The organism is Pseudomonas sp. 21LCFQ010, from assembly GCF_024129905.1.
Taxonomy (GTDB): domain Bacteria; phylum Pseudomonadota; class Gammaproteobacteria; order Pseudomonadales; family Pseudomonadaceae; genus Aquipseudomonas.
This window is the reverse complement of record NZ_JAMYDZ010000010.1, coordinates 155,389-179,043: the sequence shown is the minus strand read 5'-3', so window position 1 is coordinate 179,043 and position 23,655 is coordinate 155,389. Positions and strand designations below refer to the sequence as shown.

At 59.8% G+C, this 23,655-nt stretch carries 22 protein-coding genes and 2 pseudogenes; 8 read left to right on the top strand and 16 right to left on the bottom strand.

Going from position 1 to position 23,655, the window contains the following annotated elements:
• Positions 1-164: 164 nt before the first annotated feature.
• Positions 165-353 (top strand): annotated as a pseudogene (locus NJC38_RS14305) (PLP-dependent aminotransferase family protein); the annotation flags it as partial.
• A gap of 15 nt (positions 354-368) precedes the next feature.
• Here NJC38_RS14305 and NJC38_RS14300 read toward each other — a convergent pair.
• From NJC38_RS14300 to NJC38_RS14290, 3 genes are all read right to left on the bottom strand, one after another.
• A complete protein-coding gene (locus NJC38_RS14300) occupies positions 369-1,295 on the bottom strand; it encodes an AEC family transporter (RefSeq protein WP_253115229.1) in 927 nt (308 codons plus the stop codon).
• Between the two features lie 90 nt (positions 1,296-1,385).
• The gene (locus tag NJC38_RS14295; RefSeq protein ID WP_045488621.1) at positions 1,386-2,288 is read right to left on the bottom strand and encodes a LysR substrate-binding domain-containing protein; all 903 of its coding nucleotides are present in this window, start codon (positions 2,286-2,288) and stop codon (positions 1,386-1,388) included.
• Between the two features lie 130 nt (positions 2,289-2,418).
• Entirely contained in the window at positions 2,419-3,042 is a 624-nt protein-coding gene (locus NJC38_RS14290; protein WP_045488623.1) for a hypothetical protein, read from the bottom strand.
• 98 nt (positions 3,043-3,140) lie between these two features.
• Between NJC38_RS14290 and NJC38_RS14285 the strand changes: the two genes are divergently transcribed.
• On the top strand, positions 3,141-3,923 hold the full coding sequence (locus tag NJC38_RS14285; protein ID WP_253115228.1) for a class I SAM-dependent methyltransferase: 783 nt from the start codon (positions 3,141-3,143) through the stop codon (positions 3,921-3,923).
• Positions 3,924-4,014: 91 nt separating this feature from the next.
• Here the strand turns inward: NJC38_RS14285 and NJC38_RS14280 are convergent, their stop codons facing one another.
• Complete coding sequence (locus NJC38_RS14280; RefSeq protein ID WP_253115227.1) at positions 4,015-4,650, bottom strand: TetR/AcrR family transcriptional regulator; 636 nt, start codon at positions 4,648-4,650, stop codon at positions 4,015-4,017.
• 99 nt (positions 4,651-4,749) lie between these two features.
• Between NJC38_RS14280 and NJC38_RS14275 the strand changes: the two genes are divergently transcribed.
• Both NJC38_RS14275 and NJC38_RS14270 read left to right on the top strand, forming a co-directional pair.
• Positions 4,750-5,850: an efflux RND transporter periplasmic adaptor subunit gene (locus tag NJC38_RS14275; protein WP_045488629.1), complete on the top strand. Its 1,101-nt coding sequence runs from the start codon at positions 4,750-4,752 to the stop codon at positions 5,848-5,850.
• Between the two features lie 6 nt (positions 5,851-5,856).
• A complete protein-coding gene (locus NJC38_RS14270) occupies positions 5,857-8,922 on the top strand; it encodes an efflux RND transporter permease subunit (protein ID WP_253115226.1) in 3,066 nt (1,021 codons plus the stop codon).
• Positions 8,923-9,005: 83 nt separating this feature from the next.
• Here the strand turns inward: NJC38_RS14270 and NJC38_RS14265 are convergent, their stop codons facing one another.
• The 6 genes from NJC38_RS14265 to dapE form a co-directional block, all read right to left on the bottom strand.
• Positions 9,006-9,695 (bottom strand): DUF4197 domain-containing protein, encoded by a 690-nt coding sequence (locus tag NJC38_RS14265; protein ID WP_045488634.1) that lies wholly within the window; start codon positions 9,693-9,695, stop codon positions 9,006-9,008.
• Positions 9,696-9,750: 55 nt separating this feature from the next.
• On the bottom strand, positions 9,751-10,152 hold the full coding sequence (locus NJC38_RS14260; protein ID WP_045488637.1) for a YbaY family lipoprotein: 402 nt from the start codon (positions 10,150-10,152) through the stop codon (positions 9,751-9,753).
• A gap of 53 nt (positions 10,153-10,205) precedes the next feature.
• Positions 10,206-12,692 carry a glycerol-3-phosphate 1-O-acyltransferase PlsB gene (gene plsB, locus NJC38_RS14255; RefSeq protein WP_253115225.1) on the bottom strand — a complete coding sequence of 829 codons (2,487 nt, stop codon included), beginning with the start codon at positions 12,690-12,692 and terminating at the stop codon, positions 10,206-10,208.
• A 441-nt stretch (positions 12,693-13,133) separates the two neighbouring features.
• Complete coding sequence (locus NJC38_RS14250) at positions 13,134-13,511, bottom strand: hypothetical protein (protein ID WP_045488643.1); 378 nt, start codon at positions 13,509-13,511, stop codon at positions 13,134-13,136.
• A 19-nt stretch (positions 13,512-13,530) separates the two neighbouring features.
• Positions 13,531-14,340 carry a putative RNA methyltransferase gene (locus NJC38_RS14245; RefSeq protein WP_253115224.1) on the bottom strand — a complete coding sequence of 270 codons (810 nt, stop codon included), beginning with the start codon at positions 14,338-14,340 and terminating at the stop codon, positions 13,531-13,533.
• Positions 14,340-15,491 carry a succinyl-diaminopimelate desuccinylase gene (gene dapE / locus NJC38_RS14240; protein WP_253115223.1) on the bottom strand — a complete coding sequence of 384 codons (1,152 nt, stop codon included), beginning with the start codon at positions 15,489-15,491 and terminating at the stop codon, positions 14,340-14,342. Before dapE ends, NJC38_RS14245 begins: the two co-directional genes overlap by 1 nt.
• Positions 15,492-15,670: 179 nt before the next feature.
• On the opposite strand from dapE, the gene tcdA reads away from it, so the two are divergent.
• Positions 15,671-16,486, top strand: a complete 816-nt coding sequence (gene tcdA / locus NJC38_RS14235; protein ID WP_045494430.1) for a tRNA cyclic N6-threonylcarbamoyladenosine(37) synthase TcdA — start codon at positions 15,671-15,673, stop codon at positions 16,484-16,486.
• 142 nt (positions 16,487-16,628) lie between these two features.
• On the opposite strand, the gene NJC38_RS14230 is transcribed toward tcdA, so the two are convergent.
• The 4 genes from NJC38_RS14230 to NJC38_RS14215 all read right to left on the bottom strand — a co-directional run bounded on the left by NJC38_RS14230 (position 16,629) and on the right by NJC38_RS14215 (position 19,739).
• Positions 16,629-17,039 carry a SufE family protein gene (locus NJC38_RS14230; RefSeq protein ID WP_253115222.1) on the bottom strand — a complete coding sequence of 137 codons (411 nt, stop codon included), beginning with the start codon at positions 17,037-17,039 and terminating at the stop codon, positions 16,629-16,631.
• Positions 17,036-18,241 (bottom strand): aminotransferase class V-fold PLP-dependent enzyme, encoded by a 1,206-nt coding sequence (locus NJC38_RS14225; RefSeq protein ID WP_253115221.1) that lies wholly within the window; start codon positions 18,239-18,241, stop codon positions 17,036-17,038. The genes NJC38_RS14230 and NJC38_RS14225 overlap by 4 nt, the downstream gene beginning before the upstream one ends.
• Before the next feature lie 69 nt (positions 18,242-18,310).
• Positions 18,311-19,345 carry a 2,3,4,5-tetrahydropyridine-2,6-dicarboxylate N-succinyltransferase gene (gene dapD, locus NJC38_RS14220; RefSeq protein WP_253115220.1) on the bottom strand — a complete coding sequence of 345 codons (1,035 nt, stop codon included), beginning with the start codon at positions 19,343-19,345 and terminating at the stop codon, positions 18,311-18,313.
• Between the two features lie 46 nt (positions 19,346-19,391).
• On the bottom strand, positions 19,392-19,739 hold the full coding sequence (locus NJC38_RS14215) for an ArsC family reductase (protein WP_253115219.1): 348 nt from the start codon (positions 19,737-19,739) through the stop codon (positions 19,392-19,394).
• A gap of 167 nt (positions 19,740-19,906) precedes the next feature.
• Between NJC38_RS14215 and NJC38_RS14210 the strand changes: the two genes are divergently transcribed.
• The 3 genes from NJC38_RS14210 to NJC38_RS14200 are packed head-to-tail and all read left to right on the top strand — an operon-like array spanning position 19,907 to position 22,028.
• Positions 19,907-21,052, top strand: a complete 1,146-nt coding sequence (locus NJC38_RS14210; protein ID WP_253115218.1) for a hypothetical protein — start codon at positions 19,907-19,909, stop codon at positions 21,050-21,052.
• On the top strand, positions 21,049-21,420 hold the full coding sequence (locus NJC38_RS14205; protein WP_253115217.1) for a hypothetical protein: 372 nt from the start codon (positions 21,049-21,051) through the stop codon (positions 21,418-21,420). The genes NJC38_RS14210 and NJC38_RS14205 overlap by 4 nt, the downstream gene beginning before the upstream one ends.
• Positions 21,417-22,028 (top strand): hypothetical protein, encoded by a 612-nt coding sequence (locus tag NJC38_RS14200; RefSeq protein WP_253115216.1) that lies wholly within the window; start codon positions 21,417-21,419, stop codon positions 22,026-22,028. The genes NJC38_RS14205 and NJC38_RS14200 overlap by 4 nt, the downstream gene beginning before the upstream one ends.
• Here the strand turns inward: NJC38_RS14200 and NJC38_RS14195 are convergent.
• Positions 22,025-22,639: pseudogene (locus NJC38_RS14195) on the bottom strand (tyrosine-type recombinase/integrase); the annotation flags it as partial. The gene NJC38_RS14200 and the pseudogene NJC38_RS14195 sit on opposite strands and share 4 nt — an antisense overlap.
• A 342-nt stretch (positions 22,640-22,981) precedes the next feature.
• The gene (locus NJC38_RS14190) at positions 22,982-23,440 is read right to left on the bottom strand and encodes a hypothetical protein (protein ID WP_253115214.1); all 459 of its coding nucleotides are present in this window, start codon (positions 23,438-23,440) and stop codon (positions 22,982-22,984) included.
• Positions 23,441-23,655 lie beyond the last annotated feature (215 nt).

Genomic DNA, 23,655 nt, shown 5'->3' with positions numbered 1-23,655 from the left:
TTCGCTTCTCTGCCCCGTTTCGTTGAACACCTGGCACCTCACTCAAGGCTTTCCAGTTCACCTGCTCGCCACGACTGGTGCCTGAAGGAATATGCCACTTCTCAAATTCCACTGTATTGAATGGGTCTTTAGCCTTTTTCTGCTAGATCTTACGGAGCTGGCACGAGGACGCCCGCGCCGACCTCATCACCGCAGCGCTCAAGCGCGAGCAGGTAGCGGTTTGCACCGCTGAGCCGTTTGCCGTATCCGGCCATGTGCCTCACGCCCTGCGCCTGGCGTTGGGCTCGGTGGACCTGACGACCCTGCGTCAGGCGCTGGAGAAGGTGAAGTGGGTGGTGCAGGCTCATACCTGAAAAAACATGGCGGCATCAGATCCAGCCCGACAAGCCAATTACCACCACTGGCAACGCCACTGCGGCAATCACCGTCTGCATCGCAATGATCCCGGCCATCAACGGAGCATCGCCACCCAGTTGCCGGGCCATGATGTAAGACGACGAAGCGGTCGGCAGGCTCTGGAACATAATCGCTGCGATTGCCGCCTCACCGCGCAAGCCCAGTGCATGGCAGGCCAGCAGCGTCACCCCTGGCATCACCAGGAATTTTGACAGTGACGACATGCCCACTGGCTTCAGCCAACTGCCCGCCGTCGAGAAATTCAACGCCGCCCCCACACACAACAGTCCCAGCGGCAATGAAGCCTGGCCCAGCGCCTTGAGTGCTGGCTCCAGGCCTGGGACCAAGGGGATTTCAGCCCACTGCAGGAAAATACCGAGAAAGCACGCCAGCACCAACGGATTGAGCGCCAGTTGCTTGAGTGTGGCCTTGAGCGACAAGCGCCCGGCACTGCCGTAGCGGGCAAACACCAGCACGCAGAGAATATTCACCGTTGGTACGATGGTCGCGTTGGCCACCGCTGCCAGGGCGATACCGTGGCTCCCGAACAAGCCGGCCGCTGCCGACACTCCCACATAGTTATTAAAGCGGATACCGCCCTGAAACAGCGAGGTGAAGGCTGCATCATCGACCTTGAACAGCCCGCGCAACGTGACGAACGCGACGGCGACCCCGACCGTTGACAGCACCAGAACGCTGACCATCTCGCGTACCGGCACCTCATCGAGTTGTGCCGTCGCCAGGCTGTGCAGGAACAGCGACGGCAGCAGCAGGTAATAGCCCAGGCGTTCAGCCTGCGGCCAGAAGGCCTCGCTGAGAAACTGCCGATGGCGCAGCCAGGCGCCCAGAGCAATCAGTAAGGCGATGGGCAACAGGGCCAGAATCAGGGCGGTGGTCATGGCGTGCCTCAACACAGAGAGTCGAGTCACGATAACGGCAGCCAAAGGCAAGAAAAATCGATATTAACTTGAGGCTTTCTCAAGTAATTCTCATGGGTTGGGCTGCCCTGCGAATGACCGATCGATGGCCTGTGCCCGCACCGCCTCTGCCAGCGCCACCGCCAGACGCCCGGCGGGGCGGTCTTCGCGCTCCAGCAGCACCACACGACGCATCCGTTGCGGCTCGCCGAACGGCAGGCACACCAGCTCAGCGAAGACTGTGAGGTTATGCGCCGAGATCGGAATCACGGCAACTCCCAAACCCTTGGCGACCATGCGGATGATCGCGTCCTGGCTGTCCAGCTCCATGCTGGTCTGGACCCGCAAACGCTGGCGACGCAGTTCGCGTTCGATGGTGCGCCCGGCCCAGGCGCGGCGGTCGAAGCGGATAAACGGATAACTCTGCAACAGGCGTTTGGCATCGCGGCTTGGCGCTGAGGGTGGGGCAATGATCCAGAAGCCCTCCTCGAACAATGTGGTGCTGACCAGGCCATGCGGGTAAGGCTTGACCGGCTCGGTGGTAATGGCGGCGTCCAGATCACCGGCGTCGATCAGCCCCGCCAGTTCGGCCGACATCCCCGATGAGACGTTGACCCGCAAGTGCGGATGACTGGCGCCCATCGCCGCCAGCGCTGCTGGCAGCACACCGGCCAGCGCGGTCTGGATCGCGCCGATGCGCAGCCGCCCGCGTAATTCGCTGCCATCACCCAGTTCGGCGGCGATGCTGTCGTAGAGGGCCAGGATTTCCCGGGCACGCTCCACCGCCAGATGGCCGGCTTCGGTCAGTACCGGCAAACGCCGCGCACGGTCGAACAGCGGCGCATTGAATTCCTCTTCCAGGCCGCGTACATGTAGGCTGACTGCCGACTGGGTCAGATGCACCGCCTCGGCGGCCCTGGCAAAGGAGCCGTGTTGGGCAATGGCGACCAGCGTGCGCAAGGCGCGTAAAGACATTGGGGGCTCCGAACGGCGGGAACTAATGCGTGGCCTGACCAGCATAATCAATCGGCTGATCAGGCGGCCAGATTCATAGCCGTAGTTCGCTGTCCAGGGTACTTGGCTTAGAGCAGGAGCGCAGGGGCGGTCAGGCGACCTGACGCAGGTTTTGCAGAATCAGGGGCCGTGCCCAGCCATTGTCGAAGTCCAGTGCACGCTGCTGACTGACCAGGGTTGCTTGGTCGTAAGGCTCGGCCGGCTTCTCGGCCAGATCCCATTCCAGCTCGGCGATCGGCAAATGCAGCGGGCGAGGTCGTGGGGCGGCGCTTGGCGACTTGCCACTGTCATCGTACGCATGGAACACCGTCGGGCGAACCCACTCGGTATCGAACTCCAGGTTACGCTGCTGCTCGATCAGTTCCATGGCACTGAATGGTTCGGCAGCCGGTGGCAGCAGATCCAGTTCAAATTCGGCAATCGGCAGAAACAGCGGCTCAGGCGGACGCACTTGAGTGTCAGTCACCGGGCAGGCGCGCTGTTCAACGATTTTGCTCAGGGTTTGGGCGCCAGCAATCGGCTCACCCGTGCTTTGATCCAGAATTTCAGGGAAAGCGGTTGTAGTGACCGCCTTGTCATCGCCAGACTGTTCGGCCATTGCTCGGGCAAACGCATCTGACCAGAGCTGGGTTACATCCCCCAGGACCCGGTTGTTGCGCAGGCTGAAGTCGCCACTGTGCGACAAGTACCCGATTGATTGAACATTATCTGACATGGCGATCAGTACTGACTCTGGCTCTGGCAAAATGCCTGATACCGAAGTTATCGGCCGCTTTGGCCGATCATTAATTTATTTTTCGAGTGTGTAAAGCCATGAGCGAGCAGTCAGGTGGCAGCGTGATCCGGGTCGAAGCCCTGGACCCGGCCGGGCAGGAACAAGCCCATTACTGGGCGCAGCGTCTCGGTTTGGCGTTGCAGGCCGAACAGGCCGACTTTGCCTTGCAGGTCAGCGCCGACGGCCTGCAGTTGCAGCAACTGGGCAAGGATGCGCCCGGTGCGGTGCGGGTGGATTTCGTCGACGGTGCGGCAGCGCACCGACGCTTGTTCGGCGGTGGCAGCGGGCAGATGATTGCCAAGGCGGTGGGCCTGCAACCCGGTGTGCGGCCACGGGTGCTGGATGCCACGGCGGGGCTGGGCAAGGACGCTTTCGTACTTGCTACTCTGGGCTGTGAAATGCAGTTGATCGAGCGTCAGCCGATCATCGCCGCACTGCTCGAAGACGGTCTGGCCCGTGGCCGGCAAGACGCCGAGGTGGGCGAAATCCTGCGTCGCATGCAATTGCTGAGCGGTAATTCCATCGAGCTGATTCGCAACTGGCAGGGCGAGCCGCCGCAGGTTATCTACCTGGACCCGATGTTTCCGCACCGCGACAAGAGCGCGCTGGTGAAAAAGGAAATGCGCCTGTTCCGCCCGCTGGTCGGTGACGACCTCGATGCCCCGGCGCTGCTGCATGCCGCTCTGGCGCTGGCCAGCCATCGGGTGGTGGTCAAACGCCCGCGCAAGGCCCCGCCTATCGAAGGTGCCAAGCCGGGCTATACCCTGGAGGGCAAGTCCAGCCGGTACGACATCTATCCGAAGAAAGCGCTAAAACCCTGAGGCTTGCATTTGTAGGAGATGCTTGTAGGAGCTGCTTTAGCAGCGAAACACGGTAAGGCTTTCGCGGCTAAAGCGTAGCGCCGCCCGGTCGCTACGGTTTTGCATAAGCCCTGACGAACAGCTTCACCACCTCCTGCACGTGGGCCTCGACACTGGCCGGGTCGCGCTCGGCGCAACAGCCCACCAGCAGGCGAAAGTGGTCGATGCCCTTGATCAGACTGAGAAAGTGCCCCGCCGCGCTGTGCGGCGACGGGATCTGCAACTGCCCGCTCTGATCGGCACGGATCATGAAACGCTGCATGCCGTCGAGCACCCGTTGCGGGCCCGCCTTGAAAAAGGTCTGCGACAGGACCGGGTCCTGAATCCCCAATGTGGCCATCAAGCGGTGCAATTGCAGGGATTCGGGGCTATTGATCAAGTGCTCGAAGGCCCGGGCAATCGTCAGCAGCATGTCTGCCACGGGCAAGTTGTCGTTGAATTCGAAATACGGATCAGGCAACAGCTCTTCGCAGCAAGCGGTCACCGCCTCGATGAACAAGGTTTCTTTGTCAGTGAAATGGCTATAGACGGTGAGCTTGGACACCCCGGCATCGCTGGCGATGCTGTCCATGCTGGTGCCGGTGTAGCCATGCCGGATGAACAGGTTTTTCGCGGCCTCAAGGATGGCACGGCGCTTTTCCAGATCCTTGGGACGGCCAGGGCCAGGTGTGGACGGTAAATCAGGCATTTTTGGGTCTAATAATGTACTGGTGAGTTTTGTATTTTTTAATATACTCGCCGGTACAAATATTCCAAGCCCACACTCACGGAAGAATCTGCCTACATCATGCCGCGTCATATCCTGTCTCCGATCCTCGCTATCGGCTTGGTAACGCTACTGACCGCTTGTGGTCAGGAAGCAGCTGCGCCAGTTACCGTCCGTCCGGCTCTGGTGGTGCAACCCCTCCCTGCGTCACGTTCCATGGACAGCTACCCCGGTGAGGTCCGTGCCAGGTTCGAGCCGGAGCTGGCCTTCAGAATCGGCGGCAAGGTCAGTCGCCGCCTGGTCGAGGAGGGGCAGCGGGTCAAGGCCAACCAGCCGCTGGCTGAGCTCGATGCTCAGGATGTACGCCTGCAACGCGAGGCGATGCGTGCTCAAGTGGCAGCGGCCGAGGCCAACCTGCAACTGGTGCGCGCCGAGCGCGACCGCTACAAAACCCTGCTGGGCAAGCAGATGGTCAGCCAGTCGCAATACGACAATGCCGAAAACCTCTATCGCTCTGGTGAGGCGCGCCTCAAGCAGCAACGCGCGGAACTTACCGTGGCCGATAACCAGGCCGACTACACCGTATTGAGGGCGCCGCAAGAGGGCGTGATTGCCAGGCGTAGCGTGGAAGTTGGCCAGGTGGTCGCTGCCGGGCAGACAGTCTTCACCCTGGCCGCCGATGGTGAGCGGGAGGTGAGTATCAGCCTGCCGGAGCAGAATTTTGCCCGTTTCAAGATCGGTCAGCCGGTTACGGTTGAACTGTGGACCCAACGTGACCGGCGTCTGCCGGGGCGGGTTCGCGAGCTCTCGCCAGCCGCCGATCCGCGTTCGCGCACCTTCGCTGCCCGCATTGCTTTCGAGGCCGGTCAGGTGCCGGTCGAGCTGGGCCAGAGCGCGCGGGTCTATGTCGCCAACGAGCATGCAGTCGCGTTGGCGGTGCCGTTGTCAGCGGTCAGTGCCGAGCAGGGCGCCAGCTATGTCTGGCGGGTTGAGGCCGACAGCACCCTCAAACGTGTTGCCGTGCAGCTTGGGCCATGGGGCCAGGAAACCGTGCCGGTGCTCGAAGGGCTGCGCGCCACCGATTGGGTGGTGGCCGCTGGCGTACATGTGCTGCGCGAAGGTGAGCGAATCCGCCCGGTGGATCGCAGTAACCGGGTGGTCGACCTGGCTGGCAAGGAGTAACCCGCGATGCACTTCAACCTTTCCGAATGGGCGCTGCGGCATCGCCAGGTGGTGCTGTACCTGATGATCGTGCTGGCCGTGGTCGGTGCGTTGTCTTATAGCAAGCTGGGGCAGAGCGAAGACCCGCCGTTCACCTTCAAGGTCATGGTGGTTCGTACCCTGTGGCCGGGTGCCAGCGCCGAGGAAGTGGCGCGTCAGGTCACCGACCGGGTCGAGAAAAAGCTGATGGAAACCGGCGAGTACGAACGCATGACCTCGTTCTCCCGGCCCGGTGAGTCCACGGTGATCTTCATGGCCCGCGATTCGCTTTTTTCGGCGTTCCTGCCCGAGCTGTGGTACCAGGTGCGCAAGAAGGTCGGCGATATTCGGCACACCCTGCCGGCCGGGGTGCAGGGGCCATTCTTCGATGACGAGTTCGGCACCACGTTCGGCAATATCTACGCGCTGACCGGCCAGGGCTTTGACTACGCGGTGCTCAAGGATTATGCCGAGCGCATCCAGATTCGCCTGCAGCGGGTCAAGGATGTCGGCAAGGTCGAACTGATCGGCGTGCAGGACGAGAAAATCTGGATCGAGCTGTCCAACGTCAAACTGGCGACCCTGGGGGTTCCATTGCAGGCTGTCCAGCAGGCGCTGGAAGCGCAGAACGTAGTGGCCTCGTCGAGCTTCTTCGAAACCTCACAGGAGCGTATTCACCTGCGGGTCAGCGGGCGCTTTGTATCGGTCGATGAGATTCGTGACTTCCCGATCCGCGTCGAGGGTCGAACCTTGCGTATCAGTGACCTGGCCGAGGTGACGCGTGGTTTCAACGATCCTCCGGCGCCAGGCATGCGCTTCATGGATCAGGACGCGATTGGCGTGGCCGTGGCAATGAAAGGTGGCGGCGATATCCTGGTGCTGGGCAAAGCGCTGCAAGCCGAGTTTGCCCGCTTGCAAGCCAACCTGCCGGCCGGCATGGAACTGCGCAAGGTGTCTGATCAACCGGCGGCGGTGCGCACCGGCGTGGGCGAGTTCGTTCAGGTGCTGGCCGAGGCGTTGATCATCGTCCTGCTGGTGAGCTTTTTCTCATTGGGCGTACGCACTGGCATGGTGGTGGCGCTGGCCATCCCGTTGGTGCTGGCAATGACCTTTGCCTGCATGTTCTATCTGGGCATCGGCCTGCACAAGATTTCGCTGGGCGCGCTGGTACTGGCGCTGGGGTTGCTGGTGGACGACGCGATCATTGCCGTGGAAATGATGGCGATCAAGATGGAGCAAGGCTACGACCGGCTCAAGGCGGCCAGCTTTGCCTGGACCAGCACCGCGTTCCCGATGCTCACCGGCACCTTGATTACGGCAGCAGGCTTTCTGCCCATCGCCACTGCACAATCGAGCACCGGTGAGTACACCCGCTCGATCTTCCAGGTCGTGACCATCGCCTTGCTGGCCTCGTGGGTGGCGGCGGTGATGTTCGTCCCATGGCTGGGTGAAAAACTGCTGCCGGACCTGGCGAAAAAGCACGCGCTGCGGCATGGCAGCGGGGTTGAGCCTGACCCCTACGCGACGCCGATGTACCAGCGGGTACGGGTGGTGATCGAATGGTGCGTGCGGCGCCGCAAGACGGTGATTGTTGCCACCGTGGCGCTGTTTGTACTGTCGCTGGTGATGTTCCGCTTCGTGCCGCAGCAGTTCTTCCCGGCGTCCGGACGTCTTGAGTTGATGGTTGACCTGAAGCTGGCCGAAGGCGCGTCGCTGAGCAATACCACCGAACAGGTCAAACGCCTGGAGGCACTGCTCAAGGATCATCCCGGTATCGAAAATTATGTGGCCTATGTCGGCACCGGTTCACCGCGTTTCTACCTGCCGTTGGACCAGCAACTGCCCGCAGCGAGCTTTGCCCAGTTTGTGGTACTGGCCAAGACCATCGAAGACCGTGAGCAATTGCGCAGTTGGCTGATCAGCGCCCTTAATGAGCAGTTCCCGACCTTGCGCTCACGAGTGACCCGGCTGGAGAACGGCCCGCCGGTCGGCTACCCGGTGCAGTTCCGGATTACCGGCGAACACATCGACGAGGTTCGGGCGCTGGCGCGTAAGGTCCAGGCCAAAGTGCGCGAGAATCCGCACGTGGCCAACGTCCACCTGGACTGGGAAGAGCCCAGCAAGGTGGTGCATTTGAACATCGACCAGGACCGCGCCCGGGCACTGGGAGTGAGCAGCGGCGACGTGGCGAAATTCCTCCAGTCGTCGCTGACCGGCTCCAGCGTCAGCCAGTTTCGTGAAGACGATCAGTTGATCGATATCGTCATGCGCGGCACCCGCAGTGAGCGTGAGCGGTTGCAGGACCTGTCGAGCCTGGCCGTGCCGACCAGCAACGGCACAAGCATCGCTCTGGCGCAGATCGCGACCCTCGAATACGGCTTCGAAGAAGGCGTCATCTGGCATCGCAACCGCCTGCCGAACGTCACGGTGCGCGCTGACATCTACGGTCCACAGCAGCCGGCTAGCCTGGTCAAGGAGATTCTGCCGAGCCTTGCCCAGGTGCGTGCCGAACTGCCCGATGGCTATCTGCTGGAGGTCGGCGGTACGGTGGAGGATTCCGAGCGTGGCCAGAGTTCGGTCAATGCCGGGATGCCGCTGTTCCTCATCGTGGTGCTGACCCTGTTGATGATCCAGCTGCGCAGCTTTTCGCGGATGTTCATGGTGTTCATCACCGCGCCACTGGGGCTGATAGGCGTGACCCTGTTTCTGTTGGTGTTCAACCAGCCGTTCGGCTTTGTGGCCATGCTCGGCACCATCGCCCTGTCGGGAATGATCATGCGCAACTCGGTGATATTGGTCGATCAGATCGAACAGGACATCGGCTCCGGGCAAGACAGCTGGCACGCGATCATCGACGCCACGGTGAGGCGCTTCCGCCCCATCGTACTCACCGCGCTGGCCGCAGTGCTGGCGATGATCCCGCTGTCACGCAGCCTGTTCTTCGGCCCGATGGCGGTGGCAATCATGGGTGGCCTGATCGTCGCCACGGCCCTGACCCTGCTGTTCTTGCCGGCCTTGTATGCGGCGTGGTTCAGGGTGAAAAAGCCGGAGTAGGACCGGCCGGGCGACGATCCGCTTTGGTCGGGGAAAGAGTCGATGCTTTCCCGGCTAAAGCCGGTCCTACGGGAGCCGCGAGATCACAACGCGCCAAATACCTTCTTCGCCAGGCTGGTCGCGGCAGCGGCCGGGTTGGCGCGGATGCTCTGCTCCTGCTTGGCAATCATCTCGAACAAACCATTGAGCGCCTGCTCGGCCACATAGTTTTCGACGTTGGCGTTCTTCGCGTCCAGCACGCCCAGCGCGGCAGCCTGGCCAGCGAAAGCGTTGTATTTCTGCGCCACGCCAACCTTGTCGGTGGCCTGCTTGACGATCGGCAGGAACTTGGCGCGAATCGCTTCACGACTGGTTTTGTCCAGGTATTGGGTAGCCGAATCCTGGCCGCCGCTGAGAATCGCCTTGGCATCAGCCACGGTCATCTTCTTCACCGCATCGACCAGCAACGCCTGAGCCTGTGGCACCGCGGCCTCGGCGGCCTGGTTCATGCTGGTTTCGAGTTGATCGACCTCAGCGCCCATACCGAATTGGCGCATCTTCTTGGCGACCTTGCCCAGATTGCCCGGCAGTTCAATGCGCACGTCCTGGTTATTGCTGAAACCGCCCGGTGTGCCCAGTTGCTTGACCGCGATCTGCGCACCCTGGGTCAGGGCATCCTTGAGTCCGCCGCTGGCGTCCGATTGCGACAGATCGCTCAGCGACAGGGCGAAAACATTAGCCGAGAGCAACAGGCCTGCACACAGGCCAGCGAAAGTGAACGAGGGGCGAAACATGGCAGGATCCTTTTCCGGTTGAAACATCTTGAATGGAGCAAGTGCTGCAAGAGTATCAGGGAAGTGCCGGATTGACCCGGATGCGCAGCGGCTGCCGGTCACTGCCATCCAGGTTCACGCTGTGCCGTTCAGTGCTGATGAACAACAGGCGCCCGTCGGCCTCTATGCGCGCGCTGACGGCGTAGCTGTGGCCGGGCGTCACCTGTGCAGGATCGTATTGCAGATGAAAAGGCAGTGGTACCTGAGTGTTGATGGGCGTGTTGTACTGGGCCAGCGTGGTCGCTGGTGCGTCGGCGCGTGACACGTCTTGCAGGCTGACACTCAGCGTCGCGGCAGGCGGCAGGGCACTGCGTTGCAGGTAGAACACCTCGCCTTCAAGGCTGGCGGTGCCGGGTTTGTGCATGGCCGAGCAAGCACTCAGTAGTGCTGTCAGGGCGATAAGGGGGATGGCTTTCATGCCGGGGCTCCTTGAGAAACCGCCTGCCCGGAGCAGGCGGGTTGAACATAACACTAGCCAGCTGCAGGTGCTTCGTCGTCTGCGCCCTGCAACGTGACCTGGTGAATCGACAGGCGGATTTCTGCGGTCAGTACCCGCTTGGCGGCGCCTTCGGCCATCTCGCCAAGCTGCGGGTGGTAGCTGAGTTTGCCATTGACGTCTTTGCGCAATACGCCCTGGTCGAGCAGGGTCTGGATGAAGTGGCGGAACAGGCTTTTGTCGAAGAACTCCGGCGCATTGAGGCCATGCAGGATCGACAGGCGCTGTGCCATGACTGTGCACAAGTCTTCCAGTTCTTCTGCGCTCAGCGCGTGCTGGCCGTTATCCAGCAGCAGCGCGACAGCCATATAGAAGCGCTGCAGGGTCTGGGCAATGGCGCGTGACAGCACGGTCAGTTGCACGAACTCCCGCGAGCTGGGCTCGGGGCGCAGGTACACGTCATTTTCCAGGCGCAACAGACCTTGCTCGACAAACGCTGCCAGCCACTGTTCGATGATTTCGTCCAGTTCGGCCAGCGACCAACGGATGAACAGCTCCGACTGCAGATAAGGGTACAGGGCACGGGTGTAGCGCAGGATCAACTCGCGGCTCATCCGTGACCAGCTCTGGAAGAAGCAGGCCAGCAGCGAGGGCAGGGCAAAGATATGCAGGACATTGTTGCGGTAGTAGGTCATCAACACCGCGTTCTGCTCGTCCAGATAATAGATGCGCCCCAGCGCGTCCTTTTGCTCGGCCAGCAGTTCCATGCTTTTCACATGCTCGATCAGCGCCTTGCCGTCACCGTCCGGCAGCGTGGTGTGCGCGGAGTAAGGCACCTGGCGCAGTAGCGTCAGGAACAGATCCAGGGTGCGCTCCAGCGCCTGGTCACCCAGTGCCAAGCGCGGCGTGGACAGCAAGGCCAGGGCCACCAGATTGACCGGGTTGATGGCGGCCGCCTCGTTGATCCGTTGCGCCACGCGCTCGGCCAGCTGGTTAGTGGTCGTGCTCAGCCATTGCGGGCGATCGTGCGGGCCGACCGACTGCTGACGCCAGTCTGGTTGTTGCTGGTCAAGAAATTCAGCCAGGCGGATCGGTTCGCCAAAGTTGACCGCCACCTCGCCGAAGCGTTTTTTCAGCGCGCCGAAGACCTTGAACAGATCGAACACCGATTCTTTCTTTTTGGTCTTGCCGCGCAATTCACCCAGATAGGTACGGCCTTCGAGTACCCGTTCATAACCGATATAGACCGGCACGAAGACCAGCGGCATGCGTGGATTACGCAAAAAGCTGCGCAAGGTGATGGCCAGCATGCCGGTCTTGGGTTGCAGCATGCGCCCGGTGCGCGAGCGGCCGCCTTCGACAAAGTATTCGACCGGGAAGCCTTTGCTGCACAGGGTGTTGAGGTATTCGTTGAATACCGTGCTGTAGAGCGGATTGCCTTTGAAGCTGCGGCGCATGAAAAACGCCCCGCCACGGCGCAGCAGGTTACCGACCACCGGCATGTTGAGGTTGATCCCGGCGGCGATGTGCGGCGGGGTCAGGCCATTGCGGAACAACAGGTAGGAGAGCAGCAGGTAGTCGATATGGCTGCGGTGGCACGGCACGTAGACCACCTCATGCCCTGGTGCGACCTTTTGCACGTTCTCGATGTGATTGACCTTGATACCGTCGTAGATCTTGTTCCAGAACCAGCTGAGCAGCACTTCCATGAAGCGGATGACGGTATAGGTGTAGTCCGAGGCGATCTCGTTGGCATAGCCCAGCGCCTGCTCACGGACCTTGGCTTCAGGCAGGTTGTCGCGTTCGGCGGCTTCCTTGATCGCTTGCACCACCAACGGTGCTCTGATCAGGTCCTTGACCAGATTGCGTCGGTGCGAAACGTCCGGGCCGATAACCGAACTGCGCACATTGCGAAAATGCACCCGCAGCAGCCGCTGGGTCATGCGCAGGGTCAGGGCCGGTCCCTTGTTCTGCGCCAGCAGGTCGCGCAAGTGAATGGGCGCGGAAAACTGCACACGGGTCTTGCGGCCCAGAATCAGAATGGTCACCAGCCGCCGCAACCGCCCGGTCACCGCCCAGCTGTCAGCGAACAGCAACTTCCAGGCGCTGGACTCATGGTCGGGCGACTGCCCCCAGAACACACTCACCGGAATGATCTGCGCATCCTCGCCCGGATACTCATTGAGCGTATTGAGCAACCGCTCCAGCACCGGTGGCGCCCCGCGTTTGTCATGGCGCCCCAGCCAGTCTGGCTCCGGGGTCAGATAGAAGAACCCGGCTGGCTCTAGCTGACCATTGACCGCGACTTCCAGTACCGGACGCGGCAGGCCCACCTTGGTGCACTCCCGATCCACCACTGCCAGATCACTCAGCGCTGGCGACTGCAAGGCATAAAACACCGGCTTGCTGCGATCCAGATCCAGCTTCAGCGACGACTGATTGATCGTCTCCGAACGAACCCAGAGAAACAACACACGGCGCAAGGCACCGAAGACAAGGCGGTGCAACGGAGATCGGGTCATACGGAGTCTGCTAACAAGGAAGGCATGGGCGGCCGGGGCGACAGTGTGCCGTATCCGCCAGGGAACGGCAAAAAGACCGGTGTCGTCTATTGGTGTCAAGAATCGTAGGAAAGTTCGCAGCGACAGCCCCAAGCAGGAGCTCGCTGTCCATGCTTGGCTCGTGATCTTGCTCTGCTGTAGCTTTGCTTTTGCTCTCGAACCAAGATGGCGCAGACGACGCGAATCGCGACTTTGGCGCAGGCCGAGGGTAGGCGTCGATTCGGGGGAGAAACCGACATGGATGTCGCTGCTCTTGATATCAGGAGCAGGTGCGCTGGGCAGGACGCCCATCGCGCCGGCCCCCGAGGATCAAACAACCGCGGCAATGACCCTTGCACAAAACGAAAGGCCTTCGCGGCTAAAGCCGCTCCTACGGGCGATCCCGCGCCAGGCCAGCTGATGTCAGGAGGTGCGCCAGATAATCTCTTGTTCACCTTCGGCACTGATCCTGATCCACCGGTCAGCGTCCTCCTCACCATCATCCTCCGCCCAACTGCCCGGCGCACAGCGTACCTCAACAGCCAGCGCCGCAAACGCCGCATGGGCGCAGGCAATATCGTCGTCCCAAGGCGTCTTGTCACTCTCCAGAAACAGACTGTTCCACTTGCCCACTGCCTTGGGCACCCAGGTCACCGGCACCTCGCCGGCCCGGCACTTCCAGGTCTGGCCTTTCTGCTGCCACTCACTGCACGGCCCCAGCGCGACACTCAGCCAGGCAGTAATCGCCTTGTGATCGACGTCTTCGTCCTTCAGGTAAATCTCGATATCAGGTTGACGCATGATGGCCTCGAAAAATGGCTTACTGCAGCACGAAATAATCGTAGCGCATGGAAACGGTGACCTTGAACGGGCCAGGATAATCAATGACCGCTGCCCGGCGCTCGGCGCTGGCCCGCCAGCCATGTGGCGTCATTGCCAGCAGATCGGCACGCGACTGGCTGTCGATCAGCTTGAGGGTATAGGTCAGGGTCTCACTGTGAGCCAGCTCCATCCCCTCCGGTACCAGTGCCAGATGCTTGTCATCGGCGTAGTCGCGGACTTCGTCGTACAGCTTCTGGCGCATCTCCATCAGATGGCCGCTGGTCGGCCCCACGCGCATCAGGCCGCCGCCAGGCGTCAGCAGACGCCTGGCCTCAAGCCAGTCCAGCGGGCTGAAGACGCTGGCCAGAAACTGACAACTGGCGTCCGGCAACGGAATGCGCGCCATGCTCGCGACCAGCCAGGTCAGGCTGCTGTCACGCCGGCAGGCGCGTTTGATTGCCTCGCGGGAAATATCCAGCGCATAGCCATCGGCTTTGGGCAGTGCCTCGGCAATTTGCGCGGTGTAATAGCCTTCGCCGCAGCCGATGTCCAGCCAGCGCCCCGGCGCTCGCTCGGCGGCCAGTTCCGCCAGACGGCGGGCCACCGGCGCGTAATGGCCGGCGTCGAGAAAGCGCCGCCGGGCTTCGACCATCGCCTGGTTATCGCCCGGCTCACGGCTGTTCTTGTGCTGCACCGGCAGCAGATTCAGGTAACCCTGGCGTGCACGGTCGAAACGATGATTGGCCGGGCAGGCCACGCCGTTGTCGGCGTTGGCCAGTGGCGCTGCGCAGATTGGACAGGTGAGCATCAGGCGAGCAACTTGACCAGGGTCTGATAGTAGATCTCGGTCAGCACGTCGAGGTCGCTGGCCAGGATGCGTTCGTTGACCTGGTGAATGGTGGCGTTGACCGGGCCGAGTTCGACGACCTGGGTGCCCAGCGTGGCGATAAAGCGACCGTCAGAGGTGCCGCCGCTGGTCGAGGCCTGGGTTTCGCGGCCAGTGATGTCACGGATGCTCGCCGACACGGCATCAAGCAGCGCGCCTGGCTCGGTCAGAAATGGCAGGCCCGACAGCGCCCAGTCGATGTGCCAGTCCAGGCCATGCTTGTCGAGAATTGCTGCGACGCGCTGTTGCAGGCCCTCGACAGTGGACTCGGTAGAGAAGCGGAAGTTGAACACCGCGACCAGCTCACCGGGAATCACGTTGGTCGCACCGGTGCCCGAGTTGAGGTTGGAGATCTGAAAGCTGGTCGGCGGGAAGAATGCGTTGCCTTCGTCCCAGTGCTCGGCAGCCAGTTCAGCCAGGGCCGGGGCGGCCAGATGAATCGGGTTTTTGGCCAGATGCGGGTAGGCCACGTGGCCTTGTTTGCCGCGCACCTGCAAGGTGGCGCCGAGCGAGCCACGGCGGCCGTTCTTGACCACGTCACCGACCAGCGTGGTGCTCGACGGCTCGCCGACGATGCACCAGTCCAGACGCTCGTTACGTGCTGCCAGGCGTTCGACCACTGCCTTGGTGCCGTGGTGCGCCGGGCCTTCTTCATCGCTGGTGATCAGAAAGGCCACCGAGCCTTTGTGGTCGGGGTAGTCGCGCACGAAGCGTTCGCTGGCCACCACCATCGACGCCAGGCTGCCTTTCATGTCGGCTGCACCACGGCCGCAGAGCATGCCGTGCTCGTCGATCAGCGCGTCGAACGGGTCGTTCTGCCAGGCCTGTACCGGGCCGGTGGGCACCACGTCGGTGTGGCCGGCAAAGCACAGCACCGGGCCGTCACCGTTGCCGTGGGTGGCCCAGAAGTTATCGACGTCTTCGATGCGCATTGGTTCGAGCTTGAAGCCGACCGCGCCCAGGCGTTGCATCATCACCGCCTGGCAATCGGCATCGAGCGGCGTAACCGATGGCCGACGAATCAGGTCGCAGGCCAGTTGGAGAGTGGGCGAGAGGTCGGCTGGGGCCGTCATGAACAGGACTCCGGTTGCAGGGCGCAGAATGTGCGAGGTGCGAAAAGGCCGATATCTTAAAGCAAATTTGCCCGCTCCATGCGCCTGAATCGGCGGCTTTGCGACAGTCCGTTGCTGGCGGTGGGTGTCCTGCGCGGCGCCAATGCCTATAATGCGCGCCGGTTTTCGAGGTCATGAACATGAGCACAGCAGATCCACGTTTTGCCGGTATCGCCCGGTTGTATGGCAGCCAGGGGCTGGAGCGCCTGCAAGCGGCCCATGTCGCGGTGATTGGTATTGGTGGCGTGGGTTCGTGGGCTGCTGAGGCGCTGGCGCGCAGTGGCGTGGGCGAGATATCGCTGTTCGATCTGGACGACGTCTGTGTCAGCAACACCAACCGCCAGTTGCATGCGCTGGACGGTACTGTGGGGCGGGCCAAGGTCGAGGTGATGGCCGAGCGTATTCGGGCGATCAACCCGGAGTGCGTGGTGCATGCGGTGATGGACTTCGTGACCCCAGACACACTGGCTGAGTACATCACTCAAGAGCTGGATTTTGTGATCGACTGTATCGACAGCGTCAAGGCCAAGGCCGCGCTCATTGCCTGGTGCAAACGGCGCAAGATCGGCCTGGTGACCACCGGCGGTGCAGGCGGGCAGATCGACCCGACGCAAATTCAGGTCTGTGACCTGAACCGTACCTTCAACGATCCGCTGGCGGCCAAGGTGCGTTCGACCCTGCGCCGCGACTACAACTTCTCGCGTACCCCCAGCCGCAGCTACAGCGTGCCGTGTGTATTTTCCAGCGAGCAGTTGCGTTATCCGATGCCCGACGGCAGCGTGTGCCAGAGCAAGACCTTTGTCGGCGAGGGCGTGCGTCTGGACTGTGCCGGAGGCTTTGGCGCAGTGATGATGGTTACCGCGACCTTCGGCATGGTCGCGGCGAGCAAGGCGGTGGACAAACTGGTAGCCGGGACCCGCCGGCCAGCGGAACGGGTCAAGCCAGCAAACTGTTGAAAAACTACCTGCGTTGCCATTGCTACGTTAAAAACAGGCTCACAATGCTCATTTACACCCGTAAACTCCGCTTGCTCGCCTGTTTTTGCCTTGCACTGCCTGCCTCGCCTACGTTTTTCAACGGCTTGCTCGCCGAAGCCGCTCAGGACTGAGCAGCCAGATCGCGCATGCGTTGCAGCACGGCGTTAAGGCCGTTGCTGCGCGACGGCGATAATTGGCGACCAAGCCCCAGGCTGTCGAACCATTGCGCCACATCGACCTGGCGCAACTGCTCGGCGGACAGGCCGTTGACCCGCACCAGCAGCAGTGCCAACAGGCCGCGCAACAGCCGCGCATCGCTGCTGGCGCGAAACTGCCAGCGGCCTTCAGCGGCGTCAGCGAGCAACCAGACCTGGCTTTCGCAGCCGTGTACCCGATGCTGTTCGGACTTTTCCGCTTCGCTCAGTGCGCTCAGGCGTTCACCCCACTGCATCAGCAACCGGGCGCGTTGCTCCCAGCCCTGTAACTGGCTGAAAGCTTGCTGCGCCGCGACGGCTTCTGAACCCAGCGTCATGCCAGTAGCTCCAGCGACTGGTCCAGAGCACTGAACAGGCGCAGCAGGTCGTCCGAGTCGTTGTACAGCCCCAGCGACACCCGAATCGCGCCGGGCAGGCCGAGGTGTTTGAGCAGCGGCATGGCGCAGTGATGGCCGGCGCGCACGGCGATGCCCTGTTCGGTGAGCAGGTGGGCCAGGTCGGCGTTATGCACGCCCTCGACCACAAAGCTGACCAACGCCAGTTCAGGCGCGCCCAGCACGCGGACCCGGTCGCGCTGCTGCAGGCCTTCAAGCAGACGTTTGTGCAACTGCGCTTCGTGGTCGGCCACTGCCCGCTGGTCGAGGCTGTCCAGGTAATCGAGCGTTGCCCCCAGCCCGATCACGCTGGCGATGGGCGGGGTTCCGGCTTCAAAGCCCAGCGGCGCGGCGCGAAACTCGGCATGCCGATAGTCGGCGGTCAGTACCATCTCGCCGCCGAACTGCCAGTGGGCCAGCTTGGGCAGCGCTTCGTTGCCTGCGTAGATCACGCCCAGGCCTTCGGGGCCATACAGCTTGTGGCTGGAGAAAACGTAGAAGTCGCAGCCCAGCGCCTGCACATCGTGGCGACCATGCACCACCCCTTGCGCGCCATCGACCACCGTCAGCGCCCCTTGGGCACGGGCCAGGGCCAGCAGGCGTGGCAGCGGTTGCCAGGCACCGAGCACATTGGAAAACTGGCTGACGGCCAGCAGGCGAGTATTCGGGCCGATCAGCGCGCTGGCCGCGTCGAGATCGATCAGGCCGTGCGCATCAAGTGGCAGGATCACCAGTTTCAGATTGCGCCGCTGGGCCAGTTGTTGCCAGGGCAACAGGTTGGCGTGGTGCTCCAGGGCGCTGATAGCAATCTCGTCACCGGCGCTGAACACGCCTTCCAGGCCGTAGGCCAGCAGGTTGAGTGCCGAGGTTGCGCCGTGGGTAAAGATGATCTGCCCGCTGTCAGCGGCATTGAGCCAGTGGCTGACCTTGCTGCGCGAGGCTTCGAAGGCCTGGGTCGCGTGGGCACCAGGCAGGTGCTGGGCACGGTGTACGTTGGCCGCACCGTTGCAGTAGTAATGCATCAAGGCATCGAGCAATGCCTGGGGTTTTTGCGTGGTGGCAGCGCTGTCCAGATAGGTCTGGCCTTGCCGCTGCAGGGCGTCGATGGCAGGAAAGTCGGCGCGCCAGGGAGAAATCAGGGGCATTGGTCCGTCCGGCTTGTCAGGCGGGTCCAGGCCGCGGGGTTGCCCGCGCGCCTGGACCCGTACACGGCATCAGTTGTGAGCGTGCAGTGCTTCGTTCAGCTCGATGGCCGACTTGTGGGTTTTGCATTCCACAGCGCCGGTTTGCGAGTTGCGACGGAACAGCAGGTCGGTCTGGCCAGCCAGATCGCGGGCCTTGACGGTGCTGACCAGTTCGTTGTTCTCATCGAGCAGCGCGACTTTGGTACCGGCAGTGATGTACAGGCCGGCTTCAACGGTGTTGCGGTCGCCCAGCGGGATGCCGATACCGGCGTTGGCACCGATCAGGCAGCCTTCGCCAACGCTGATGATGATATTGCCGCCACCGGACAGGGTGCCCATGGTCGAGCAGCCGCCGCCCAGGTCCGAGCCCTTGCCGACGAACACGCCAGCCGATACACGGCCTTCGATCATGCCCGGGCCTTCAGTGCCGCCGTTGAAATTGACGAAGCCTTCGTGCATCACGGTGGTGCCTTCACCAATGTAGGCACCCAGGCGCACCCGGGCGCTGTCGGCGATACGCACGCCGGCCGGCACCACGTAGTCAGTCATTTTCGGGAATTTGTCGACCGAGAAGACTTCCAGCAGCTCGCCTTTGAGGCGCGCTTCGAGTTGCCGCTCGCCCAGCTCGCCCAGATCGACTGCACCGGCGTTGGTCCAGGCGACGTTTGGCAGCAGCGGGAAAATACCGGCCAGGCTCAGGCCGTGCGGCTTGACCAGACGGTGCGACAGCAGATGCAGCTTCAGGTAGGCCTCAGGGGTCGAGGTCAGTGAGGCGTCTTCGGCCAGCAGGGTGGCGACCAGCGGCTTGTGGCTCTCGGCCAGCCGGGTCAGCAGTGCGGCTTGTGCAGCATCGACAGGCTTGACCGCTTCGGCCAGTTTCGACGCCAGGTCGGTGTTGAATGCGATGGCCTGGTTACCGCCGCTGTAGCCCAGCAGTGGCGCGACTGCCGCGACCAGCTCGGCCGATGGCTTGAGCAGCGGCTGAGCGTAGAAGACTTCCAGCCAGTTGCCTTGACGATTCTGGGTGCCGACACCGAAGGCCAGGCTGAACAGAGTAGTGGACATGCATATTCCTCTTGAGTGATCAGGGGGTTGCCAGCAGCTCGTGGGCTTACTGCAACGCCGCCGCATACAGTTCGGGTTTGAAGCCAATCAGGGTTCGCTCGCCGAGATCGAGCACCGGGCGCTTGATCATCGACGGTTGCGCCAGCATCAGCTCGATGGCCTTGTTCTGGTCGAGGTCGGCTTTTTGCGCCTCCTCGAGCTTGCGAAACGTCGTACCGGCGCGGTTGAGCACCACTTGCCAACCGTGTTCGTCACACCATTGGCTCAGGTGTTCGCGGTCGATGCCCTGGGTCTTGTAGTCGTGAAAATCATGGCTCACGGCGTGTTGTTCTAGCCATGTACGGGCTTTTTTCATCGTGTCGCAGGCTTTGATGCCGTAAAGAGTGTAAGTCATTGATTTACATAGGGCAGCAGGTCTTCCCCAAAACTCCCCCAATACCTCCCCAAAATTCAGCCCACGATTATGCCATGCCGATCCGCGGCTGTGTGCACGTCCAGCTTTCTCCCTAACGTGGATGATGGTAAAAAGCCACGGCTCATACCCTTGGATGGAACCGCCGCATGACACCGAACCCAAATGCCCTTAGTGCCGCCCTCGCTAATCTAAGCAGCAAAATTTCCCTACCTGATTTTACTGTCCAGCTGAGAACCTTAGGGCTGCCGGTTTCAAACTCTTGGACCAAGACGCTGGCCAATTTGCAGGCAATTATCGACTCTCCAAATGCACAGCCAAAAGACCTTGCTAGCTTGGCAACTCTTGTAACCTGGGTAGGGACATACCTGAAAAATGTATCAAAAGCGATAGCGGTTTTTGAAGCTGGTCAGTGCCCGATGTCGCAGTTTTTGACCTTGGCCGATGGATTTATCAAAGGGCTTACAAACGCCGGGGTTAGCTCAAATCATCCAGCGGGAGATTACCCTGCGCTGTCAAGCAAGGATCAGTGTGGCAAAATCGTAGAGCAATTCTATTTTCGCCATATCGAGAAACTTTCGAGTCAAGTACTTATAACGACGAGTACTGTTTCTGAGTACATGGTACGAGAAAAGATTAATGTCACAAAGGCTGATAGCGCAGCGGTCGGTAAGCTATCGGGATACTCGGAAATATTCGGTGTCCGAAAAGCGGCCTACGAGCATGTTGATGTGATTCGGATCTGTCATGGGGTTACGGGGAGTGATCAGGTTAGCGTTGATCTTATTTTGGACGTGTCGAGGCCAGGGGCGGCGGTGCTGAATCAAGATGAGATTTCACGAAGGCTGAAAAAGTATGATGCTCTGATTTCTGCTGCGTTAAAAAGTGCGTTGCCGAGTTTCCAGTCTTCTCCGTCCCTTAATTTTTTTAGTGCGATGGACAAGATTTACAATTCTAAAGATGGAAATGTCTGTGAGCTCGGTTTTGTCACGGCCATAGGCGGCTCTGTGAAGAAAGAGAAGATGAAGAGAAATACTGCTGATCTTCGCATTGAAACTTGGCATGCCGGTGGTCGCAATGCCATCGCAACCGCCAAAATCCCTGATACAATTGATATTTACAGATTAAGCGTTAGCTGGAAAATCGTTATGAGCGCGGATCAGCCTATCTTAAGTATTCCAGGTAGTTATAAGTCTCTCTCTACAGGGGATGTGCGTCATGCTCTGATTTTAGGGTGTACTGAAAAGGCTTCGTTCGATTTTGCATATGAACGTTTGCTCGCATATTCAATATGATTATGGCCATTCCGATAGGAAGCTCTGAAGCGGAAAGCGTGATAAGTGACGCTAGAGGACGTTTACAGGCCTATGCGGGAGCAATTCTTTCATTTGTAAGGCTGCGCAAAATTTTCGAGGTTGAAAATTTTGAAGGCGGCGATGGTCGGTTGGCCGAAATTATTGAGCTCCTATCTAATAGGAGGGTTGATGTTTTAAACTATGTTTATTTTTATGTGGATGATGAATATGGCTTGGTCAGGCTTGGTAATGATGTGGTTAATCATTATTTAAAGTTCGGTGAGCTCTATCATCCAATTAGTAACGCGGTCATAGATGATCCGGATGTAGAGAGTAGGGTGATTATAGAGTTCGAGGTGGTTCTATGACCGCTCTAACTCTGAAGGCTGCTAGGGAAAAGGACTTAAATCCGATTTTCAGAGGTGCTGTTTCGTCTGCGATAGAGAGCTACGGCGATTTTGTTGATGTCATTCGGCATGTGATTTCGCGCACCATTAAGAATATGGTAAGAGGCAGAAATCATTTCGAGGGTATGGGTGAGGATAAAATAACTTTTCATGTCATCTCGCAATTCCACTCGTTAGGTTTTAATGCTAGTCATGATAAGCAAGTGGGCGGTCATGTAGATATAACCATTGAGCATGGTGATTATCTATGGTACGGGGAGGCAAAAATTCATACTTGTTATGCGACCCTTCAAAAAGGTTGGGCGCAACTCACTACGCGATATATGACCGGGATGGCAGGTGAAGATTGTGGCGCATTTTTGATTTATAACTTTAATAAAAATGCTGCTCAAGTTACCCATGAGTGGCGTAAGGTTATGGTTGAAAACTACCCGGATGTTGAATTGGGTGAAATAGAGGATGGTTTAAATTTTGCCAGCAAGGGTATTCATGCTGGCAGTGGTAGATCATTTTTGGTTGACCATTATAATATCCCCTTATATTTCGATCCGCAGGATCGAGAGCGCTAAGCTACGTCAATCCATTCTGCTCCTCTACTATCTCGGTAAAGGTCCGTCATTTTTGCGGACCTGTGCCCCAGCAGTGCCTGCGGATCTCGGCCCTCTGCATCATGCAGCCTGGCCGCCAACGAGCGCATTTCGTGAAATGTCGGCGGGCTATTGCCAAGAACAATGCCCAGCTTTGCGGCCGCTCTATCGCGGGCTGCAGCAAACTCCCTACTCAAAGTGTCGAGCACTATCGGAGAGCCGGCCTTCGCCCTGCTGACAGTGCGTGTATGATGCACCAGATGTTGTGACAGAACTCGGTCCCGGCACTGCTTTATTACGGTGCCAAGTTCCAGGTTCAAGGACTCAAGCCTCAGTGCGGTACTTATTCGCAGTCGTGTCTTGGTCTTCGATTGCACAACATGCAAGAATCCGTCGCGCTCATCTTTGAATAGCATCGAGGCGATATCATCCCGCCGCTGGCCAGTCAGAACAGCAAGTTCCATTGCACGCTTCAACCAAGGCTGCTTGGCCTGCTCATAAGTTGCCTGCCAAAGGTCAAGCGTCAGCCGCTCTCGTTTGATGGTTACCTTGGCCGCCCTGGTCACTTCGACCGGGTTTGTTTCCGCCCACCCAGTGATGTGTCCATAGCCTGTAAGCCCTTCTCATACGTTTTGCAAAATTGGCAATCAACGTAGCCGACCGTCGAGACTAAGCCACTGACACCTGGATGGTGTAGAGGGTTGGACCTGCTGCAAGGGTGGCATGAAGGCCGAGGACCTGGCGTTTGAGCTGTTGAGCGAGCGGGAGAGGGTCGTGTGGCGGGGGAGGTTACGGCTGGTGACGGCGTCTAATTAGAGTTCTCCCTGCCAGAAACGGATATTACAAGAGCTTATGAGGTGGCGCTTGACTTGACTAAATACAACTGATGCGTCAAGCCAAGCGAGTGTGGCGGAGTATGCCTACTTATTTGGCCTTCAATCCCAAAGTTTAATTGTTTTACTGGCTGGCCGTTCAGTGGTGAACTCGTAAAGTCGTCCAAAAAGTGTCTCATGGTTCAGGGTGATACGCTGCCCGTCTTCTTTGGTGGCTACCCAGAGACCAGACACTTCCGGAGTAAAAAAGACTTGCTCATCAAAAAGATTGTCAGCCTTGAGGCTGTATTCGCCATCTCTTTCAAATGGAGTTAGATCAATGGTCTGCTCAAATAGCGTAATTGACCAAGAAGTAGATTCGGGGTCATCGGATTCAGCCTGAGTTGAGAAGGTGGTGATCTTTATCTCTGGAATGTCATCCAGCATTTTCGTAAGCGTTGTATTAAATTTCCGCGCCTGAGCGAAGAAAAAATTTTTCCGCTGAGCTTTGTCTTCGGCCGCTTTGGCGCTGAGGGCCGTTCTGGCATTGATCTTAGCAATCAGCTCAGTCTTGCTTGTCATAACCGTTTCATCCGTGTAGTGGCATTTTGAATTCTAAATGCTATCCACAAACGGGCGGGCAGTAAAGTTTGAAATTCCGTCCTGTCCCTCCCCAAAACCCAACCACAATCCCCTGATTTTGCTGGGTGCCACACGCACAAAAAAGGCCGTCTAAAAAGAGGCCTTTTTTTATTCAAGCTGTTGATTTACATAGATTTATCGTTGAGCGGTGCAGC

Coding starts and splice junctions, on each gene's coding strand:
- NJC38_RS14300 (WP_253115229.1), bottom strand. CDS start 1,295: ATGACCACCGCCCTGATTCTGGCCCTGTTGCCCATCGCCTTACTGATT.
- NJC38_RS14295 (WP_045488621.1), bottom strand. CDS start 2,288: ATGTCTTTACGCGCCTTGCGCACGCTGGTCGCCATTGCCCAACACGGC.
- NJC38_RS14290 (WP_045488623.1), bottom strand. CDS start 3,042: ATGTCAGATAATGTTCAATCAATCGGGTACTTGTCGCACAGTGGCGAC.
- NJC38_RS14285 (WP_253115228.1), top strand. CDS start 3,141: ATGAGCGAGCAGTCAGGTGGCAGCGTGATCCGGGTCGAAGCCCTGGAC.
- NJC38_RS14280 (WP_253115227.1), bottom strand. CDS start 4,650: ATGCCTGATTTACCGTCCACACCTGGCCCTGGCCGTCCCAAGGATCTG.
- NJC38_RS14275 (WP_045488629.1), top strand. CDS start 4,750: ATGCCGCGTCATATCCTGTCTCCGATCCTCGCTATCGGCTTGGTAACG.
- NJC38_RS14270 (WP_253115226.1), top strand. CDS start 5,857: ATGCACTTCAACCTTTCCGAATGGGCGCTGCGGCATCGCCAGGTGGTG.
- NJC38_RS14265 (WP_045488634.1), bottom strand. CDS start 9,695: ATGTTTCGCCCCTCGTTCACTTTCGCTGGCCTGTGTGCAGGCCTGTTG.
- NJC38_RS14260 (WP_045488637.1), bottom strand. CDS start 10,152: ATGAAAGCCATCCCCCTTATCGCCCTGACAGCACTACTGAGTGCTTGC.
- plsB (WP_253115225.1), bottom strand. CDS start 12,692: ATGACCCGATCTCCGTTGCACCGCCTTGTCTTCGGTGCCTTGCGCCGT.
- NJC38_RS14250 (WP_045488643.1), bottom strand. CDS start 13,511: ATGCGTCAACCTGATATCGAGATTTACCTGAAGGACGAAGACGTCGAT.
- NJC38_RS14245 (WP_253115224.1), bottom strand. CDS start 14,340: ATGCTCACCTGTCCAATCTGCGCAGCGCCACTGGCCAACGCCGACAAC.
- dapE (WP_253115223.1), bottom strand. CDS start 15,491: ATGACGGCCCCAGCCGACCTCTCGCCCACTCTCCAACTGGCCTGCGAC.
- tcdA (WP_045494430.1), top strand. CDS start 15,671: ATGAGCACAGCAGATCCACGTTTTGCCGGTATCGCCCGGTTGTATGGC.
- NJC38_RS14230 (WP_253115222.1), bottom strand. CDS start 17,039: ATGACGCTGGGTTCAGAAGCCGTCGCGGCGCAGCAAGCTTTCAGCCAG.
- NJC38_RS14225 (WP_253115221.1), bottom strand. CDS start 18,241: ATGCCCCTGATTTCTCCCTGGCGCGCCGACTTTCCTGCCATCGACGCC.
- dapD (WP_253115220.1), bottom strand. CDS start 19,345: ATGTCCACTACTCTGTTCAGCCTGGCCTTCGGTGTCGGCACCCAGAAT.
- NJC38_RS14215 (WP_253115219.1), bottom strand. CDS start 19,739: ATGACTTACACTCTTTACGGCATCAAAGCCTGCGACACGATGAAAAAA.
- NJC38_RS14210 (WP_253115218.1), top strand. CDS start 19,907: ATGACACCGAACCCAAATGCCCTTAGTGCCGCCCTCGCTAATCTAAGC.
- NJC38_RS14205 (WP_253115217.1), top strand. CDS start 21,049: ATGATTATGGCCATTCCGATAGGAAGCTCTGAAGCGGAAAGCGTGATA.
- NJC38_RS14200 (WP_253115216.1), top strand. CDS start 21,417: ATGACCGCTCTAACTCTGAAGGCTGCTAGGGAAAAGGACTTAAATCCG.
- NJC38_RS14190 (WP_253115214.1), bottom strand. CDS start 23,440: ATGACAAGCAAGACTGAGCTGATTGCTAAGATCAATGCCAGAACGGCC.